The sequence below is a fragment of the Dysgonomonas gadei ATCC BAA-286 genome, from assembly GCF_000213555.1.
Taxonomy (GTDB): Bacteria; Bacteroidota; Bacteroidia; order Bacteroidales; family Dysgonomonadaceae; genus Dysgonomonas; species Dysgonomonas gadei.
Map to the genome: position 1 here is coordinate 391,245 of NZ_GL891982.1, position 18,655 is coordinate 409,899.

Annotated in this window: 16 protein-coding genes; 13 read left to right on the forward strand and 3 right to left on the reverse strand. The window is 40.0% G+C overall.

From position 1 onward, the window contains the following. The first annotated feature begins 971 nt into the window (after window positions 1-971). Both HMPREF9455_RS10010 and HMPREF9455_RS10015 read left to right on the forward strand, forming a co-directional pair. Entirely contained in the window at window positions 972-1,595 is a 624-nt protein-coding gene (locus HMPREF9455_RS10010; protein ID WP_006799566.1) for an inorganic pyrophosphatase, read from the forward strand. Continuing rightward, entirely contained in the window at window positions 1,585-2,445 is an 861-nt protein-coding gene (locus HMPREF9455_RS10015) for a metallophosphoesterase (RefSeq protein WP_044215898.1), read from the forward strand. The genes HMPREF9455_RS10010 and HMPREF9455_RS10015 overlap by 11 nt, the downstream gene beginning before the upstream one ends. Before the next feature lie 43 nt (window positions 2,446-2,488). Here HMPREF9455_RS10015 and HMPREF9455_RS10020 read toward each other — a convergent pair whose 3' ends face one another. Together HMPREF9455_RS10020 and HMPREF9455_RS10025 are read right to left on the reverse strand one after the other, a co-directional pair. Then, on the reverse strand, window positions 2,489-2,836 hold the full coding sequence (locus HMPREF9455_RS10020; protein WP_006799568.1) for a hypothetical protein: 348 nt from the start codon (window positions 2,834-2,836) through the stop codon (window positions 2,489-2,491). 42 nt (window positions 2,837-2,878) lie between these two features. Beyond that, on the reverse strand, window positions 2,879-4,180 hold the full coding sequence (locus HMPREF9455_RS10025) for a mechanosensitive ion channel family protein (protein ID WP_006799569.1): 1,302 nt from the start codon (window positions 4,178-4,180) through the stop codon (window positions 2,879-2,881). A gap of 266 nt (window positions 4,181-4,446) precedes the next feature. Here HMPREF9455_RS10025 and HMPREF9455_RS10030 point away from each other — a divergent pair, with 266 nt between their 5' ends. The 11 genes from HMPREF9455_RS10030 (at window position 4,447) to phoR (ending at window position 17,655) form a co-directional block, all read left to right on the forward strand. Continuing rightward, window positions 4,447-4,833 carry a diacylglycerol kinase family protein gene (locus HMPREF9455_RS10030; RefSeq protein ID WP_044215954.1) on the forward strand — a complete coding sequence of 129 codons (387 nt, stop codon included), beginning with the start codon at window positions 4,447-4,449 and terminating at the stop codon, window positions 4,831-4,833. A 106-nt stretch (window positions 4,834-4,939) separates the two neighbouring features. Further along, the gene (locus HMPREF9455_RS10035; protein ID WP_006799571.1) at window positions 4,940-7,744 is read left to right on the forward strand and encodes a M16 family metallopeptidase; all 2,805 of its coding nucleotides are present in this window, start codon (window positions 4,940-4,942) and stop codon (window positions 7,742-7,744) included. Between the two features lie 248 nt (window positions 7,745-7,992). Next, window positions 7,993-9,024, forward strand: a complete 1,032-nt coding sequence (locus HMPREF9455_RS10040; RefSeq protein WP_006799572.1) for a porin family protein — start codon at window positions 7,993-7,995, stop codon at window positions 9,022-9,024. A 106-nt stretch (window positions 9,025-9,130) separates the two neighbouring features. After that, on the forward strand, window positions 9,131-10,681 hold the full coding sequence (locus HMPREF9455_RS10045; RefSeq protein WP_006799573.1) for a WG repeat-containing protein: 1,551 nt from the start codon (window positions 9,131-9,133) through the stop codon (window positions 10,679-10,681). Between the two features lie 139 nt (window positions 10,682-10,820). Beyond that, complete coding sequence (gene pstS / locus HMPREF9455_RS10050) at window positions 10,821-11,891, forward strand: phosphate ABC transporter substrate-binding protein PstS (protein ID WP_006799574.1); 1,071 nt, start codon at window positions 10,821-10,823, stop codon at window positions 11,889-11,891. Window positions 11,892-11,929: 38 nt separating this feature from the next. Then, the gene (gene pstC / locus HMPREF9455_RS10055; protein ID WP_006799575.1) at window positions 11,930-12,775 is read left to right on the forward strand and encodes a phosphate ABC transporter permease subunit PstC; all 846 of its coding nucleotides are present in this window, start codon (window positions 11,930-11,932) and stop codon (window positions 12,773-12,775) included. After that, window positions 12,772-13,656 (forward strand): phosphate ABC transporter permease PstA, encoded by an 885-nt coding sequence (gene pstA / locus HMPREF9455_RS10060; protein ID WP_006799576.1) that lies wholly within the window; start codon window positions 12,772-12,774, stop codon window positions 13,654-13,656. Before pstC ends, pstA begins: the two co-directional genes overlap by 4 nt. Next, a complete protein-coding gene (pstB, locus tag HMPREF9455_RS10065) occupies window positions 13,641-14,423 on the forward strand; it encodes a phosphate ABC transporter ATP-binding protein PstB (RefSeq protein WP_006799577.1) in 783 nt (260 codons plus the stop codon). Before pstA ends, pstB begins: the two co-directional genes overlap by 16 nt. Before the next feature lie 99 nt (window positions 14,424-14,522). Next, on the forward strand, window positions 14,523-15,203 hold the full coding sequence (locus tag HMPREF9455_RS10070; RefSeq protein WP_006799578.1) for a phosphate signaling complex PhoU family protein: 681 nt from the start codon (window positions 14,523-14,525) through the stop codon (window positions 15,201-15,203). Next, the gene (gene phoB / locus HMPREF9455_RS10075) at window positions 15,187-15,888 is read left to right on the forward strand and encodes a two-component system response regulator PhoB (protein ID WP_006799579.1); all 702 of its coding nucleotides are present in this window, start codon (window positions 15,187-15,189) and stop codon (window positions 15,886-15,888) included. Before HMPREF9455_RS10070 ends, phoB begins: the two co-directional genes overlap by 17 nt. A gap of 39 nt (window positions 15,889-15,927) precedes the next feature. Continuing rightward, window positions 15,928-17,655: a sensor histidine kinase gene (phoR, locus tag HMPREF9455_RS10080; protein WP_006799580.1), complete on the forward strand. Its 1,728-nt coding sequence runs from the start codon at window positions 15,928-15,930 to the stop codon at window positions 17,653-17,655. 634 nt (window positions 17,656-18,289) lie between these two features. On the opposite strand, the gene HMPREF9455_RS10085 is transcribed toward phoR, so the two are convergent. Beyond that, window positions 18,290-18,655 (reverse strand): hypothetical protein (locus tag HMPREF9455_RS10085; RefSeq protein ID WP_006799581.1); only part of this gene is annotated, 366 nt, incomplete at its 5' end.

Consider the following 18,655-nt stretch of genomic DNA (forward strand, 5'->3'; position numbering starts at 1 on the left):
CCTCGATTTCGGGTTTACCCTAAAAACTGTTACATCTGTTACTTTTTAACTATTAATGGGAATCAGTGGTCAAAGTAACTATTGTAGTATAAAATTGTTCAATTCTTTTCAGCTCCACTTCGTTGCGCTTAAACGTTCATTTTGGCATTGCCCAAAACGAACCAAAAGGCTAGCGCTTCATTCCTCGGCGACCCAAAACCGTTTCGTCGGCTGAATCAAACAAACGGGCTATCGCCCCGTTTGATTCTACGCCGCCTGCAACGGATTGGGTACCCCGCCTGCGTCACTAATGCGCAAGGGCTGACGCACGCGGGGCTAAAGCATGAAAAGACACAGTTCTGTCGCCGCATCGCGGTAACGGCCTCGGCCCTCAGGCGGGGTACCCAATCCGTAAAGCGGAGGTGTAGGGCAAAATAGGGTAGCTGCTGTACACGGCTGATAATCCGGTAAAAGATGACTCCGTATTATTTTGCCCCACCGCAGCTGCGGTTTTGGGTCGCCGGAGGGATGCAGCCTTGATTTTTTGTTTCGTTTTGCATCAAGGCAAAATGAATTGGAGTGAAGCGGAATTGAAAATCGGCGTTAGCCAAATCGGCGGAGCCAAATACAAGCCGGCAGGCGCGTTAGAAAAAATAGAACATTAAATCTCAACTACTGATTCGCATTATTAATGGGAACCAGTGGTTAAAACTAAATCCCCCAGTCTTGCCAGAGATGTTTTCTCAATCGGTATTAGGGCAAACGCATCAAAATTCCTAAAGTTGTTTTCAGTCTCATGTAGGGGCGTATTGCATACGCCCGCATAACAAAATATCACAATTCGGCGTATGCAATACGCCCCTACAGGCCTTCGATAGAAGTTGAACAATTTGATGCGTTTGCCCTAAATCGGTATGGAGATACAGAAATATTGATGTAAATTTGCATCCGCTAAACAAAATACAACATTTACAAAAAGATAAACCGTTGAAATGAACAGACAGAAATTCAAAGCTCATCCGTGGCACGGTGTCACTATCGGCGATAATGCCCCTGAAGTCGTAACCTGCTTTATAGAGATAGTACCTACCGATACCGTAAAATACGAAGTAGATAAAGAAACCGGATACCTGAGCATAGATCGTCCTCAAAAATATTCGAATATCATACCTGCTCTCTATGGTTTCATTCCTCAAACATATAGTGCCGACCGGGTAGCGGAAATTACTAATATACAGTTGAACCGGACAGATATAGAAGGAGATAATGACCCTGTAGATATATGTGTGCTGACAGAAAAAGATATTACCCACGGGGACATTATTGTCAAAGCACGTCCTATAGGCGGATTCCGGTTGCTGGATCATAACAAAGCCGACGATAAACTGATAGCAGTACTAGAGAATGATGCCATATATGGTTCGTTCGGTGATATATGCGATGTACCTGTTATGGTAATAGACAGGCTGAAGCATTATTTCACCACTTATAAGGATTTACCCGGGGACAAATCGCCACGCTGCATTTTAACTGATATATATGATGTAAAAACAGCACACGAAGTCATCCGGAGGTCTATTGAAGATTATGACAACGAGTATAGGAATGAGAAGTAAAACGAAAAGATTTCTGATTATTGTATCTGCTGTTTTACTTGCATGTATTCTTTGTCTTACATACGGATACCGGGAAGCACGAAATATAGAGATACGGAAAACAACTTTCTCCGATGAAGATATACCTGCATCTTTCGCAGGTAAGAAGATCATTTTTGTATCTGATATTCATTGCAACCGTTATTTTACTTCTGCCGATGTAAAAGACCTTGTACAACAAATAAACGAAAGGAATCCTGATATTATCATGCTTGGAGGAGATTATATCCTCAAGGATACAACATACACAAATCCATTCTTTAAAGAAATAAAGAACCTTAAAAGCACCTATGGAGTTTATTCTGTTTTGGGAAATCACGATCACTGGGAAGATGCGAAACTCATTCAGAAAGGACTGACGGATTGCGGTTTCTTTATCTGCGACAATCAGTCGTATTGGATAAAAGAAGGAAACGATAGTATAAAAGTTGGAGGTGTCGGGGATTTCTGGGAAGATAAGCAGTTGATTGGAAATACAATTAATGATGTCGAAAAATCGGATTTCTGTATTCTTTTATCGCATAATCCTGATTACGTGGAATTATTGAATACAAACAAGGTAGACCTGATGCTCTCCGGTCATACACATGGCGGACAAATTACATTCTTCGGTTTATATGCACCGGCTATGCCCAGTACAGATGCACGCAGAAAAGATCTAGGCTATCTGAATACAGAACAGAAATACCGCTATGGATGGAAAGAAAAAGACGGTATCAAATTATATATTACTTCGGGCATTGGTATGGGAGCTGTACCTTTCCGGTTCTTTGCCCCTCCCGAAATCTTAGAGATTACGCTGACCCGGTAAAGGCTGTACAACATTCATTGTACAACCTTACCTCAACAGCATATCACTCGGTTTTATTCTCTCCCAATCTTAAAAAAGTCTTGTTCTTGCTAAAAAAACAATCAAGCGTGTCATTTATATTATAGATACGAAAACTGTTTGCATAGCTCCAAGTACCTCTTACATATACTTTACAAAGATAGACTTCATCCGGATTTTCGCGTTTATCTTCCGGGATCTTATCATACGACAGAGCTTTTACTTCTTCTATCTTTGTGATAGTCCCATTGTCGGCATCCCTGTATTTGAAATGGCTCTTCACAGCTTGTCCCATTTTATCCAGGTCACTTTGACAAGAAATCAAGGAGAAGGTGCAAAAAAGAACGATTACGGAAAATATATACTTTTTCATACTTGTTTTAGTTAAAGAAATTCAAGAATAACACCGAAATATTTATTGCTCCATCCGTTTCATATATACATTGTAATCATCACTTCCCGATGATTCTTCATATATTGTCAAGCCGAAATATTGCACCACACTTATCAGATGATTCATGATCTCGGCCAATATAGTCTCATATTCTGCCCATATAGTTGTGCTGGTAAATGTATATAGTTCTATCGGCAAGCCTTGTGTTGTTGAAGCCAGTTGCCTTACCAGAAGGGTCATATCCTTATTTATATTCGGATGATTGCGCAGGTAATAAATTCCATATTGCATAAACAGGTCGCAATTGGTAATGGCATGCTTATTCAACGGCAGATCACTGGCTGTTTGTTTGTTTAACTTCGCATATATCCCCTGCTTCTCCTTTATATAATCGGCAAGTCCATCTACTTTTTTGAACTTTTCAATTTCTTCTTCGGTTAAAAAGCGGATACTGTCATATTTAATATTCAATGCCCGCCGGAACCGCCGGCCACCCGACTCCTGCATACCACGCCAGTTTTGGAACGAATCCGATATCAGGGCATAAGTAGGAATTGTAGTTATCGTTTTATCGAAGTTGCGGACTTTCACTGTTGTCAGCGTTATTTCTTCCACATTGCCGTCCGCCCCGTATTTGTTCATTGTTATCCAGTCTCCTATCTGTACCATGTCGTTTGTCGTAATCTGTATGCTACCTACAAAACCCATAATAGAATCTTTAAACATCAGTAACAACACTGCCGAAGCCGCCCCCATAGCGGCAAAAAACGCCGTGGCAGACCGCCCTGTAAGAATGGCATATACAACTACTGCTCCGAAGATGAAGAGAATGATCTGTATTACCTGAAAATAACTCTTCATCGGCTTATTCTTGAACGCAGGCTTTTCCTGCAGAACATCTCCGAACGATCTTACCAATGCCATCACAGTCCATATCACCATGAAGACCAAATAAATATCGGTCAGCTTTATCAGCGGACTTATCAGGCCCTTGAAGTCGTAAAATACAATTGGTATGGCTCCCCTGACAAATGAATATGGTACAACCAGAGCCAGATAATGAGGCAGTTTATTGTTTATGGTGTATCCGAAAAAAGAAAGTGTGGTTATCTTTTCCACACGGTGAAAAACAAATGTCAGTATCTTCCTGACCACCAATTGCAACAGATACACCGTTATTGTAACGATAGCCAGCAGTACTATCAATTTTACATATTCAACCCATTGTTCGGGAACCCCCAAATGAGATAGCGTTTCTTGCATCCACCGGGCTATTGATACAGTCATAGACTCATAATCAGATTGTAAATCTTCTATATCCATACTATTTATATTTTTTGAGATTATATACTCTTTATATAAACGGATTTTGTCCGGCCTTAGTTTCCAGCGAACTTAACAGACCTTCTCCTTAATTATCCGAAGTCTTCCAAAATTAAGAATTAAAAGTCGCCGATACAAGCCCGGATCAACATAATTGGATGTTGAACAATAAATAATTTTAATTTAAATACAACCTCAATATAAAAAATAACAGCATAATTTCATACATTAGCACATCCTTAAGAAGGATGAACCAACAGATAAATATGGAAAAAAGCGAAAAAAAATTTTCTACAAAAGAGAGGTTGTTAACATTTAAGCATGTATTTTACGGATTCAAAGTATTGTGGGCTGAGGAACACAATGCCCGCATCCATATTATTACATCGGTCATTGTTATAATATTAAGCGCTCTACTCAATATATCTCTTACCGAATGGTTAGTTATCCTGGTACTGATAGGTCTGGTCTTATCTCTCGAAATTATTAATACCTCCATCGAAAATATATGTGACTATATATCGCCCGAATGGCATAAAATGATAAAAAAAATAAAAGATCTGGCTGCTGCAGCTGTTTTTCTGGCAGCCATGATATCGGTTGCCTGCGGTATAATTATTTTTTTGCCTAAGATTTGTGATTTTTTTACATAAAATTAAGACTAATAATAAATGTTGAATACAAATATTCAGACTTGAACTAAAAAATACAATTAACCACATCATAACAAATATGTTCACTAAACTAAAACATTTAAGTATGAGGAAATCAATTATTTTATTTGCTTTATTAGCCATAACAGGCCTGATAAAAGCACAAGCACCTCAACCGTTACCGGTAGACCCGCAGGTTAGATTCGGCACACTGGAGAATGGCCTGACATACTATATCAGGCACAATGCATATCCTGAGAAAAGAGCCGATTTTTATATCGCTCAGAAAGTAGGTTCGATGCAGGAAGAAGATAATCAGGCCGGACTGGCTCACTTCCTCGAACATATGGCCTTTAACGGTTCTAAGAATTTCCCGGGCAAAAAGACAATGCTCAATTACCTGGAGAGTATCGGTGTCAAGTTTGGAGCAAACGTTAATGCATACACGTCTTTCGACGAAACAGTATATAACCTTTCCGATGTACCTGTTGTGCGCCAGACTATCATCGACTCTTGTCTGCTTGTATTGCATGACTGGTCTAGCTTTATTGCACTCAAGGATGAACAGATAGACGAAGAACGCCTGGTTATAAAAGAAGAGTGGCGTACACGTAGCGGGGCGCAATCCCGCATCTGGGACAAACAGTTACCTATCATCTTCCAGGGCAGTAAATATGCTGACCGTATGCCTATCGGAAAAATGGAGATAGTGGAGAATTTCCCTTATCAGACACTAAAAGATTATTATCACAAATGGTATAGACCCGACTTGCAGGCGATTATTGTTGTAGGAGATATAAATGTAGATGAAGTGGAGGCACAGGTGAAAACCATGTTCGCCGATATACCTAAACCTGTCGATCCTGCTGAAAGGGTATATTTCCCTGTACCGGACAATGAAGAACCTATCGTATCGGTAATAACAGACCCCGAAGCCGTGCAAACCGTTGTTAGCTTGTATATAAAGCATGATATTCTGCCCGAAAATCTGAAGAAGACACAAGCTGAACTAATGACTGGTATCGTAAAAAGCATGGCCTCAAGCATGTTATCTGACAGGTTGAACGAAATCTCCCAAAAAGCCGATGCTCCATTTGCAGCATCATATGCTTACGATGGTAATTTCTTTGTATCGAAAACCAAAGATGCCTGGACTACAATGGCTTTGAGTAAAGAGGGTAAAGTCGATGAAACCTTAGCAAGTATGGTAAGGGAAAACGAACGTATCCGCAAATTCGGATTCACCGAAGCCGAAGTAGAAAGAGCGAAAGCAACCCTTCTGCAAAGATATGAAGATATGTATAACAACAGAAGTAAAGAACTGAACAGAAGGTATGTACAGGAATATGTCCGCAGTTTCTCCGACAATGAAGGTATTCCCGGCATAGAATATGAATACAACTTCCTGAAACAGATCGTCCCTATACTTAATGCTCAGATGATCAACACAATGTCTCAAAGGCTTATTAGCAACAAAAATATTATTATTACCGTTACAGGACCGGAAAAAGATGGTGTCGTGTATCCTACCACAGATGAATTGCTTAATGTATTCAAATCTGTAGAAGCCGAAGATATCACTCCATATGCAGAAACCGTTTCTAATGAGCCGCTTATTAGCCAGATACCGCAAGCAGGTAAAGTGGTTAGTATGACAACAGACGAGAAACTGGGCGCTACAGTCTGGACTTTGTCGAACGGAATGAAAGTCGTTATCAAAAAGACTGATTTCAAAGATGACGAAATCATTATGGCTTCACATGCTTATGGTGGTACATCCATTATAGCTGATGCAGACATAAACAACGCGAACATGGCATCTATGGTGCCATATGTAGGTGGTATCGGAAACTTCAGTTCTACAGACCTGAAAAAAGTATTAGCCGGAAAATCGGCAAATGTAAACGCGTATATATCGGGATGGACTCAAGGATTGAATGGTTCATCAAATATCAAAAACCTGGAAACCCTGTTGCAGCTTACATATCTGTACTTTACCGCGCCTCGTAAAGATGAGGGGGCATACACAACATTGATGGATGCAATAAAGAACCAGTTGAAAAACCTGAGTTCAGAGCCATCTTATGTTATGGGGCTGCGCACCAACGAGGCTAAATACGAGAACAACCCACGTATGAAAGAAATGACTCTGGAAGATGCAGAGAAGCTGAATTATGACCGTATCATCGAAATCTACAAAGAAGTATTTGCTAATCTGGGCTCATTCACTTTCACTTTTGTGGGAACCATAGACGAAGCTACTTTCAAACCGCTGGTAGAACAGTATCTGGCTTCTCTTCCATCAGGAAACAAAGATGCTAAGTACAAAAATGTAAAAGCAGATATACGCAAAGGAAAATTTGAAGACGTATTCGAGCAGGAAATGAAAACACCTAAGACTTCTGTATTCGAATTATATAGCGGAACACTGAATCGCGATCAGAAGACCCAGATTGCATTATCCGCCTTGAAGCAAATCCTGGATATCGTATATGTACGCACTATCAGGGAAGAAGCTGGCGGAACATATGGAGTACGTGCTCAAGCAGGAATCAGCCGTATACCGGAAGGGCAGACTACTCTGCAAATGACATTCGACACCGATCCTGAAAGAGCTTCATCGATAGCTCCTATTGTTGACCGTGAAGTGAAAAACATAGCAGAAAAAGGACCTGAAGATGCCGACTTCCAGAAAGTGAAAGAATATATGGTGAAAAAATTCCAGGAAGACGAAAAGCAAAATGGCTACTGGGTGGGTACCCTGAGTGCATATCATTTCTATGGAGAGGATAATTACTCAAATTATCTGTCGATCGTAAATGCTTTGACTAAAGATGATATCAAAAATATCACAAAACAACTCATATCTCAAGGCAACTTTATTGAAGTGATAATGAATCCTAAGAAATAATTCTATTATAATTTTTTTCGGTAAAAAAAGCTGTTTGGGCATTTGCTCAAACAGCTTTTTATTTTATCATTCAACAGTATAAATAAATTACTATTTTTGCAGGAATCCAAGCTTATAAAAACAAAATAATCATTGCACTGTCCAAGTCCGTGTTTTTGTAACGTTATCTTAACTAAACCTTAATGATGATACAAAGCTGTTTTCAAATCTTTAAGCTTTACTTTGCAGAAAAAAAATAGAAAATTGATATGAAACAACTTTATTTTATTTTCAGCCTCATAATTTTACAGGCCATTAACCCTTGCTTTGCTCAGGAAAAGGACTCCATTTCTTTCAAACCATCAGGTAATGTTATTGCCAGAGGATTTTTAGATTATAGTACAGGTTTTGGACACGTGAATAAAGAAAAAGGATTTGATATCACACGGGCATTCCTCGGATATAACTATAAATTTACCCGTACGATACAGGCACAGGTCATTATTGACGGCGCGGCAGGCAAAACATCATCCGACGGGCTTGAAGTATACCTGCGCAATGCTTTTGTAAACTGGAACGACAAAGGCTTTAATGTAAATCTCGGGCAAACCAATCTGATGCAATTCAGCATTCAGGAAAAATACTGGATGCACCGCTATGTGATGAAATCGTTTCAGGATCTGAACAAAATGGCTCCCAGTGTAGACTTAGGTGTTACTGCAGAATATGCTTTCAACGACTACATTTCTGCCGACCTCAGCCTTACCAACGGAGAAGGATACAAAAAAGTAAAAAAAGACAATAGCATGCGTTATGCTGCCGGACTAAGCCTGCACCCTATAAAAAATACAATATTGAGAGTTTACGCAGACATATATAACGATGACGAAACTCAACGTGACGCCCTGCCTACCGGAATAACAGACGCTAAATACAAAGACCAGTACTCATTATCCCTGTTTGCGGGTTATCAGGATAAGAAAATATCGGGAGGTGTGGAATATAACAGGGTTTACAACAAAGGCTTTATCGACAAAAAAGACTATTACGGTTATTCCGTTTATGCATCGGCCAAAGTAGCCCCGAAATGGAGGACATTTGCCCGGTACGACTTGATGGACTCGTCCAATCCCGATAATTTCACCTCTCCATGGAACAGCCTCGATGGCCAACTAATGATGATAGGTGCAGAATTCCAGCCATTGAAACAATTGAAAATCGCTCCCAACTTTCGCAACATAAACGCAGACAGAGGTAAAGCAGAACAGTATTTCTTTATAAACTTAGAGATTAATTTGTAAACTTTCTGATACGCAAAAATAATCTTGAACGCTCATTTTTTTTAATGGGCGTTTTTTTATGGAATATGGAATTTCCCGCATTACATTATCTATATAAGAAAAAAAGATGAGAAACATATATCTATTTCTTATGTGCTGTTTGTGCATAGTACACCCCTCTTGTCAGAAACAGGAAGGCTTCGGAGTTGTAGATTCCGAAGGGAAAATTATAGTCCCCATGATTTATGACGAGGTGGATCCTTTGACAAATGAAGTGCTGATTGCACTTAAAGATTCCAAATACGCTCTTATTAATGCCAGAGGTAAAAAGCCGACATCCTTTATATATGATGATATAAGTTTTTTAAGCCGACGTCTTGGTCTTTTCTTTTGGGGTGAAGAAGATAAAATGGATTCCACGATATATGAATTTTATCCCGGTCATATATTTCGCACAACAAAAAATGACAAGTACGGAGTAATAAATAAAACAGGAAAAGAAATGATTCCCCCTGTTTACGATGCGCTAAGATACATAGATGGAAAAGACAGGTACATAGTATCCTTAAACGGCAATACGGGAATCATAGACAGTATAGGGGAAGAAGTCGTTCCATTTCTATATGATGAAATATCAAGGATTTCCCCCGACAAATACAGAGCCTGTAAAGATGACAAATGGGGTACTATCAATGAAAGCGGGGATACTATCATTCCCTTTATTTATGATTATATTAGCTACTATTGTATTCCACGTAAAAATCTGATTACCACAAAAAAGAATAACAAATGGGGGCTTATTGATTTTCAGGGTAAGAATATCGCACCATTTGTATATGACAGCATAGAATATCTTCGAAATAATCTTTTAGCAGTTAAAAAAAATAATAAATATAGTCTTATGGACTTCAAAGGTTGTGAAATCAGCCCTTCTATATATGACGAAATAACGATATTAGGATTTCGCTTTGTACCCAATAACTGGAAATATATCAAAGTGGTAAAGAACGGAAAGGGAGGAATTATCGACAGCTTAGGGAAAATAATTGTATCGGTCAAATATGACAATGTTCATTGTTTAGATTATAAAAATCAAAGTCTGTTTTCGGTAGAAATCAACAAAAAATACGGAATTTACAACAATTCGGGAAAAATGATAATACCCGCGATATATAAATATATAGACTACTCGGATTATGGCTGGATTATAGCGAGAAGAAACAATCGGGATGTCATTTTAGATAATAAGGGAAATATTATAATTCCACCCAAATATCACCAGATTGACCAGATAGGAAAAGATTTATTTGTTGTACAAAAGTACAGGGATGCAGGTGTAATAAATATACAGGATGAGATAATTATACCATGCAATTACCAACCGGTAGATATAATGCCTTGCACGGATAATTCTTTTTGGTTACGAAAAAATAAGAAATGGGGATTAATAAATAATAGAGGTAAAAACATTACACCTTTTGTATACGATGTCCTCCATTCGTTTGAAAACACAAAACAATATTTTGCAACCAAGAAAAATGATAAATGGGGAATAGTAGATACTTCAGGCAAAGAATGCGTCCCGTTCATATACAGTTATATAGATTTTTTGTCAGATAATATGTTTATTGTATCAAAAGTACAGACTTCGCTGTCATCTTATTATGTAATAAACTAAATACAAATCCTCTACACCAAATCATTTCCGGAATTATTATAAAGAAACGTTTTCAATCTTAACCGTTTCGTAACAAATCCTTAGTCCATTTGTTATAATAACATAATAATATTGCATCAGAATTTAAAAGCAAAATGAAATGAAAAAAGTTTTACTATTTACAGCAATCACATTAGCTATCGCACTAAGTTCGTGCGGAAAGAAAGAGTCGGCATTATCCGGAGCCGGGGCTACATTCCCCGCACCATTCTACAACATAGTGTTTAAAGAATTTGCAAAAATAGGTAGCCCTGTTACCTATGGAGCTATCGGTAGCGGCGGCGGTATCCGCAGCCTCAAAGACCAGACAGTGGACTTCGGTGCAACCGACGTATTCTTATCGGATACCGAACTGAAAGATATGGGAGCAGACATAGTACATATCCCAACCTGTCTGGGAGCTGTTGTATTATCATACAACCTGAAAGATGTAAAAGGACTGAAACTCACTGCAGATATTATTTCAGATATCTACAGAGGTAAAATAACCAATTGGAATGACTCTAAAATTAAGGAAATAAATCCGGACTTAAATTTACCTGACAAAGGCATCACAGCTGTTTACCGTTCGGATGGTAGTGGAACCACATCCGTATTCTCCGAATATATGTCGAAAGTGAACGAAGCATGGAAAACAGAGATAGGTGAAGGCAAATCCCTGAAATTCCCTGCCGGTATTGCAGCTAAAGGTAATCCGGGCGTAGCAGGAATTATTGCCGAAACAGAAGGCGCGATAGGATATATCGGCTCTGAATACGCACTGGCATTAAATATGTCCGCAGCATTACTACAAAACAGCGCCGGAAACTTTATAGCAGCTGATAGCAAAAGTATCTCGGCCTCTGCCAATGTAGATATACCAAACGATACACGTGTGGTTATCACTAATTCTCCAAATCCTGAGGCATATCCAATCAGCACATTTACATGGATCATAGCTTATAAAGAGCAGAATTACAATACAAGGTCTGAAGTTCAGGCTAAAGCGCTGGCAGGTCTGTTGAGCTACATTATCAGCCCCGAAGGACAAGATATAGCTACAAAAACACACTATGCACCGCTTCCTCAGGTAGCATTGGAAAAAACAAAAGCTATCATCGAATCAATGACATACGATGGGAAGAAAATAGAGACTTACCAATTGTCTGTAGCAAAAGGAGCAGCCCACTAAGAAGTCAAAAGCTATCTAACGGCTAAAAGCTAACATAAATGAAAGATAAAATATTTAAAGCCATATTATTCATTGCAGCCTGCCTGATAATATTACTCACAGCAGGAGTTATATACGGACTGGTAAGCAAAAGCCTCGGAGCATTCTCCGAATTTGGATTAGGCTTTATAACTTCTACCGAATGGGATTCACGGAACGATATATACGGCGCATTGCCTTTCATTGCAGGTACGATGATGACATCTATCTTAGCCCTGCTGTTCTGTATCCCGTTCTCTCTTTCCGTAGCATTGTTTAACGGAGAGTACTTCAGAAATAAAAAGATATCGACGATAGTAAGTTCTGTCGTAGACCTGCTTGCAGGAATACCGTCGATAGTATATGGGTTGTGGGGTTTTTATACCCTGCGCCCTATACTGATTGATATGGGAGTGAGCGATCAGGGATTCGGTATATTATTATCATCTATCGTTCTGGCTATTATGATTATCCCCTATGCTTCATCGCTCAGCGCCGAGTTCATCGCTATGGTACCTAACGACCTTAAAGAAGGAGCATATAGCCTCGGTGCCACCAATCTGGAAGTAATAACCTCCATAAACCTGCCCGTTGCAGGTTCAGGTATATTCGCGTCCTATGTACTGGCATTCGGGAGGGCATTGGGAGAAACAATGGCCGTTACCATGCTGATAGGAAATACGAATAACATACCTACCAGTATATCCGATACCGGAAATTCAATGGCAAGTATCATTGCCAATCAATTTGGAGAATCGAGCGGACTGAAATTAAGCTCGTTGATGGCTATCGGTTTATTGCTGTTCCTAATCACAGCATGTATCAATTTCGTAGCCAAATACATCATGAAAATGGTAAATAAATGAAAAAGAAAAAGAGATTGACATCCACTGCCAAATACAGGCTGACGAAGAGTAAAATATTCTTCTTCGCCGTTTGCACCTTGTCGGCTATCACCATGATTCCTCTTTTTCTTATCCTCTGGGAACTAGTAAAAAAAGGATACAAACAATTCAATCTAAGCCTGTTTACGGAAGTAGCGCCTACCTCTATGGAAGCCATGCTTGCCCGTATCAGCGACAGCCCTATACCGGGGGGGATACTGAATGGTATCACCGGTACATTGCTTATTCTTGCTATTGCAATTGTAATAGCTATCCCTATCGGGATAATGGTCGGCGTCTATCTTGCCGAAAACCCAAAAAAACGTATGGCCAGCCTTGTGCGCAGCCTTAGCGACCTTTTGCAGGGAATACCTTCGATAGTCATCGGGGTGGTAGTTTATATATGGATCGTTATCCCCATGTCGGGTTATTCGGCACTGGCAGGTAGTATTGCCCTCGCCATAATGATGTTGCCGATGATAATACGTTCCACCGAAGAAAGTATAAAGATGCTGCCGACATCATTAAAAGAAGCCGGACTAGCTTTAGGCGGTTCATATACAACCGTTGTGTTGCGGGTATTATTACCTTCGGCATTCAGCGGATTGTTTACCGGATCGCTACTGGCTATATCCCGTGTGATGGGCGAAACCGCCCCTCTGTTGGTTACGGCCTTAGGTGCATCTACAGTAAACTGGGATGCAACCAACCCTACAAGTGCCATATCCTTACTGATATGGGAATTTTACAACGACCCTAATCTTGCAAATCTGGTATGGTCTTCATCCTTACTGCTTCTCTTGTTTGTATTGGGTATTAATCTTTTCGCAAAAAGTATAGCAAAAAAATGGAAAATACAGTAAATTTGAACGAACAATATATATTGGAACTCAAGGATGTATCTGTTTCATATACTCCCGGCAAAAACGCAGTGAATATGGTGAATGCCAATATCAGGGAGAATACGGTTACAGCCATCATGGGACCGTCGGGTTGTGGTAAGAGTACACTTCTGCGCGCTATAAACCGCATGCATGAATTGTATCCTGAGATTGAAACAACAGGAGAAATCCTGCTAAAAGGACAAAACATCTTTGATATGAACCCAATGAAGGTTCGCCGCCTTGCAGGAATGGTATTCCAACGTCCGAATCCATTTCCTACGATGAGTATCTATGATAATGTTATCGCTGGATATAAACTTAACAACATTAAGTTGGGCAAAACAGAACGTGACGAGGTTGTAGAAAGCAGTTTACGCAGTGTCGCCCTTTGGGACGAGGTGAAAGATTCGATGAATAAGAAAGGAACATTCCTTTCGGGAGGACAGCAACAACGATTGTGCATAGCACGTGCATTAGCCCTGAAGCCTGAGTTACTGTTGATGGACGAACCGACTTCGGCCCTCGACCCTATATCGACCAACAGAGTGGAAGAATTGATATTTGAACTAAAGAAAGAATATACAATAGTGATCGTTACGCACAATATGTCGCAGGCAGCCCGCTTATCGGACAACTCGATGTTCATGTACCTGGGCGAACTGGTAGAATATGGTACTACCAAACAGATGTTTACCAAGCCGAAAGATAAGCGTACGGAGGATTACCTGACAGGGGTATTTAGTTAATAAAGCCTTTAGCTGATAGCTGATAGCTATTAGCCTCTAAGAAATATAAAAACAATCATAAGCTATTAGCTAAAAGCTAGTGGCTAAAAGCTAAAAAGCATGACAACAAATATAAAAGCCAAACAATTAGAACTTCTTCTCCACGACTTCGAACTATTGTCACGGACAGCCATGATACAGATGCAGATAACCACCAAACTACTCAATGACAATACAATAGAATCGCTATATGAGGAAGCCGAATCGAACGAAATAATCATGGACAGGCTGGAAATAAAAGTTCGTGAAGAGGTGGTATTCACTATTTTCCAGTTCAATCCTATTGCCGCCGACCTGCGTAAGATAATAACATATCAGGATTTGACTACCAATCTGGAACGGATAGGCGATATGCTGTTGAATATAATCCATTTCTTGAAAAAGGTCGATCTATCCACTCCATATTTCGAAGATATAAAAAAACTTATCAGCAAGATGGTACAATATACCAGCGAAATGCTCCGGAACGCAATTTTCTCTTTTTCCAATGAAGATAGCCATATAGCTTATCAGGTAATAGAAGATGATGACAAAGTGGATGAATTATATCATCAAATAGGCTTATCTTTACAAGAGACTTTTGCCGACAAGAAGTTAAGCAAACAAGAGATACAGAATATGATAAATGTAAACTCCATTTCTCACAATCTGGAACGTATCGGCGACAGCGCTACTAATATCGCTGAAGCCACTATTTATTTAACAGAAGGAAAAGACATCAGGCATGGAAACAAACAATAAGAATATATCTATTTTGATAGTAGACGATGAGCCGGATATCCGCGAAATTTTGCAATTCAACCTGCAAAATGAAGGTTATGATATAGACCTCGCCGAATCGTCTGAACAGGCTGCAAAAATGTTAACCCCTAAACACCGGTTAATATTGCTGGATGTGATGATGGGAGGAATCTCAGGGTTTAAATTCGCCGACCAGCTAAGAAAAGACGGGAATAATATCCCTATTATTTTCCTTACGGCAAAGGATACCGAGAATGATATGCTGACAGGCTTCTCCATCGGAGGAGACGATTATATATCCAAGCCTTTTTCCATAAAGGAAGTTGTTGCCCGCGTAAGAAGTGTGTTGAAAAGGACAGAAAACCAGACTAGCGCAGCACACAAGAATGTACTGACAGTGAACAATCTGGAGATAGATTTCGATACCAAAACTGTTTCTGTCGACAAAGAGGTAATAGAACTTACCAAAACCGAGTTCAATATATTGGTATTGCTCGTACAAAACACAGGCCGCATATTTTCACGTACCGATATATTGGATAAGGCGTGGAAGGATGACGGCATCGTATTGGAAAGAACTGTAGATGTACACATCGCGCGTCTCAGGAAAAAGATTGGTGCTTATGGCGATTATATCGTAAACCGTACCGGATATGGATATACATTCAATTTACAAAATAAATAGTTATAAGTTCTATTCTTGTAACTCGTAACCGAAAAGATTATGAAACTGACTTATAAGCAACGGATATTCTCCTACTTCTTCATCATATTCGCACTTTTTACAGTGTCCATTATAGTATTTGAACAGAAGGAAGAAAAGGCTCAACGTACAAAAGCCCTGGAAGACAGGCTCGACAGCTATGCCGAGATGATACATACTTATATAGAAATGCGTCACCTGACCGATAGCGACATGGCACACATAGATACCCTGGCCTATATATTACCTGAAGATATCCGTATCAGCATTATAAATATGGATGGAAAGGTTACTTTCGACAAGGATGTTAAGGATATCAGCACATTGGAAAACCACCTGGACCGTCCCGAGATACGCAATGCCTTGTATCAGAATACAGGTTCCAATATCCGGATGTCAGTATCTACCAAGCACGAATATCTCTATTATGCCAAACATTACAAAAAATACTATGTACGTGTAGCCCTGCCATATACCGTGGAGACAAAAAGCATGCTCAAAGCCGACAGCTTCTTTATATATATTGTTATCGGTATGTTTGTTATAGTACTGGTTCTGCTGAATTATGCGGCGGGACGATTCGGAAAGTCTATCTCGCAGCTAAAAACGCTGACTACCAAGATTAAAGATGACAAGCCACTCACCGAGAAAATTGAATTCCCTGATGATGAGTTGGGAGAAATCGGCAAGCAACTGGTAACCATACTCAAACAGAAAGAAAACAGTAAGCGGGAAATAGAAGTGGAGAGGGAAAAACTGATACAACATTTCCAGTTTTCGCATGAAGGTATTTGCATCTTCGACAAAGACTTCAAGAAAATATATGCCAACACACACTTCTTCCAGTATTTCAATTTTATTGTAGACCAGCCTGTTTTCAATCTGGAAGCCATCATCAAAGAAGAAGTATTCGATCCTGCGATAGCCTTTATCAGTAAACGGACAAAGGATGAGAACTTCCATACATTCCAACTGAAAAAAAATGGAAAGACTTTCTCTATCCAGACAATTGTTTTCGAAGACGAAAGTTTCGAGATTACAATAAAAGACATTACACGTACAGAGAAAACACGCCTGCTGAAACAAGAGATGACAAACAATATCGCCCATGAACTGAGAACTCCTGTGACAAGCCTGCGTGGATATCTTGAGACACTGGATTCTCAAAAACTGGAAGCCTATAAACAGGCACAGTTTATTCACAGAGCTCACCAGCAGACCATCCGCCTGTCGAACCTGATAGATGATGTAAGTCTTATCAGCAAGATAGAAGAGGCTCCTGCACAGTTTAAGCTGGAGAGAGTGAATCTGGCACAGCTCGTTGATGAAGTCAGGATAGATTTAACCGACGGACTGGCTGCAAATGATATAAAACTAAACGTCTCTATCAAAGACGACCTGACTATAGACGGGAATTATACCCTGCTCTATTCCATCTTCCGCAACCTTGTAGATAATTCGATCAGCTACGCAGGGCAACATATAGAAATCAACATTAAAAACTATATGGAGGATAATGAATATCTGTATTTTAGCTTCTGCGATACAGGCCGGGGTGTTGACGAACAATATCTGGCTAGGCTTTTCGAACGGTTCTACCGTGTTAACGAAGGACGCACACGTGATACGGGCGGTTCGGGTTTAGGCTTATCCATTGTAAAGAATGCTGTTCTGTTCCATAAGGGAGAGATACAGGTTAAAAACCGTGCCGGAGGAGGATTGGAGTTCTTCTTTACTCTGAAAAAATAAAAGATGATCATGAAAGTAAACATAAAAGCATGGGATATTTCCCATGCTTTTATGTTTATAGAAATTCAATAATGTAAATCAGTCGTTGAGATTTAACGTTCAATTTTTATTGACTCCACTTCGTTCCGTCTAAATGTTCATTTTGGCATTGCCCAAAACGAACCAAAAGGCTAGCGCTCCGCTCCTCGGCGACCCAAAACCGTTTTGACGGCTGAATCAAACAAACGGGCTACCGCCCCGTTTGATTCTACGCCGCCTGCAACGGATTGGGTACCCCGCCTGCGTCACTAATGCGCAAGGGCTGACGCACGTGAGGCTAAAGCATGAGAAGCCTCTGTCCTGTCGCTGCATCGCGGTAACGGCCTCATCCCGCAGGCGGGGCACCCAATCCGTAAAGCGGAGGTGTAGGGCAAAATAGGGTAGCTGCTATACACGGCTGATAATCCGGTAAAAGATGACTCCGTATTATTTTGCCCCACCGGAGCTGCGGTTTTGGGTCGCCGGAGGGATGCAGCCTTGATTTTTTGTTTCGTTTTGCATCAAGGCAAAATGAAAAAACAGAAAGGCTGGTGTGTTAGAAAAAATCCAAGGTTAAAAATCAACTACTGATTAGTATAAATAAATTATGTACCTTTTATTCCAACGCTTCTATCTGCTTAATACTTATTCCCCTGAAGCAATCATCAGCACAGTTACCGGGAGTATATCCACATAACGATATCATGCCGTCGTTTTTTGTTTCAAAGAGAATATTTGCATCTTTTCTTTCTTTCAGCCAATCCTCTTTCGCCTTTACATAAATGTCGTCCAAAGTCATGGCTATCCAGGCGTGTGTTTCTTTATGAGTATTTATTTCATCCTCACCTTCTGTCCATTCCATTTCCTCATCTTCGACAGGAGTAAGCTCTTCAGCTATATGTGTATATTCGAAATGCCGTTCTACAATTTTTCCGTCTTTAACAGTAATGGTGGTTTCCCACGAGGCCCCTACCCACGTACC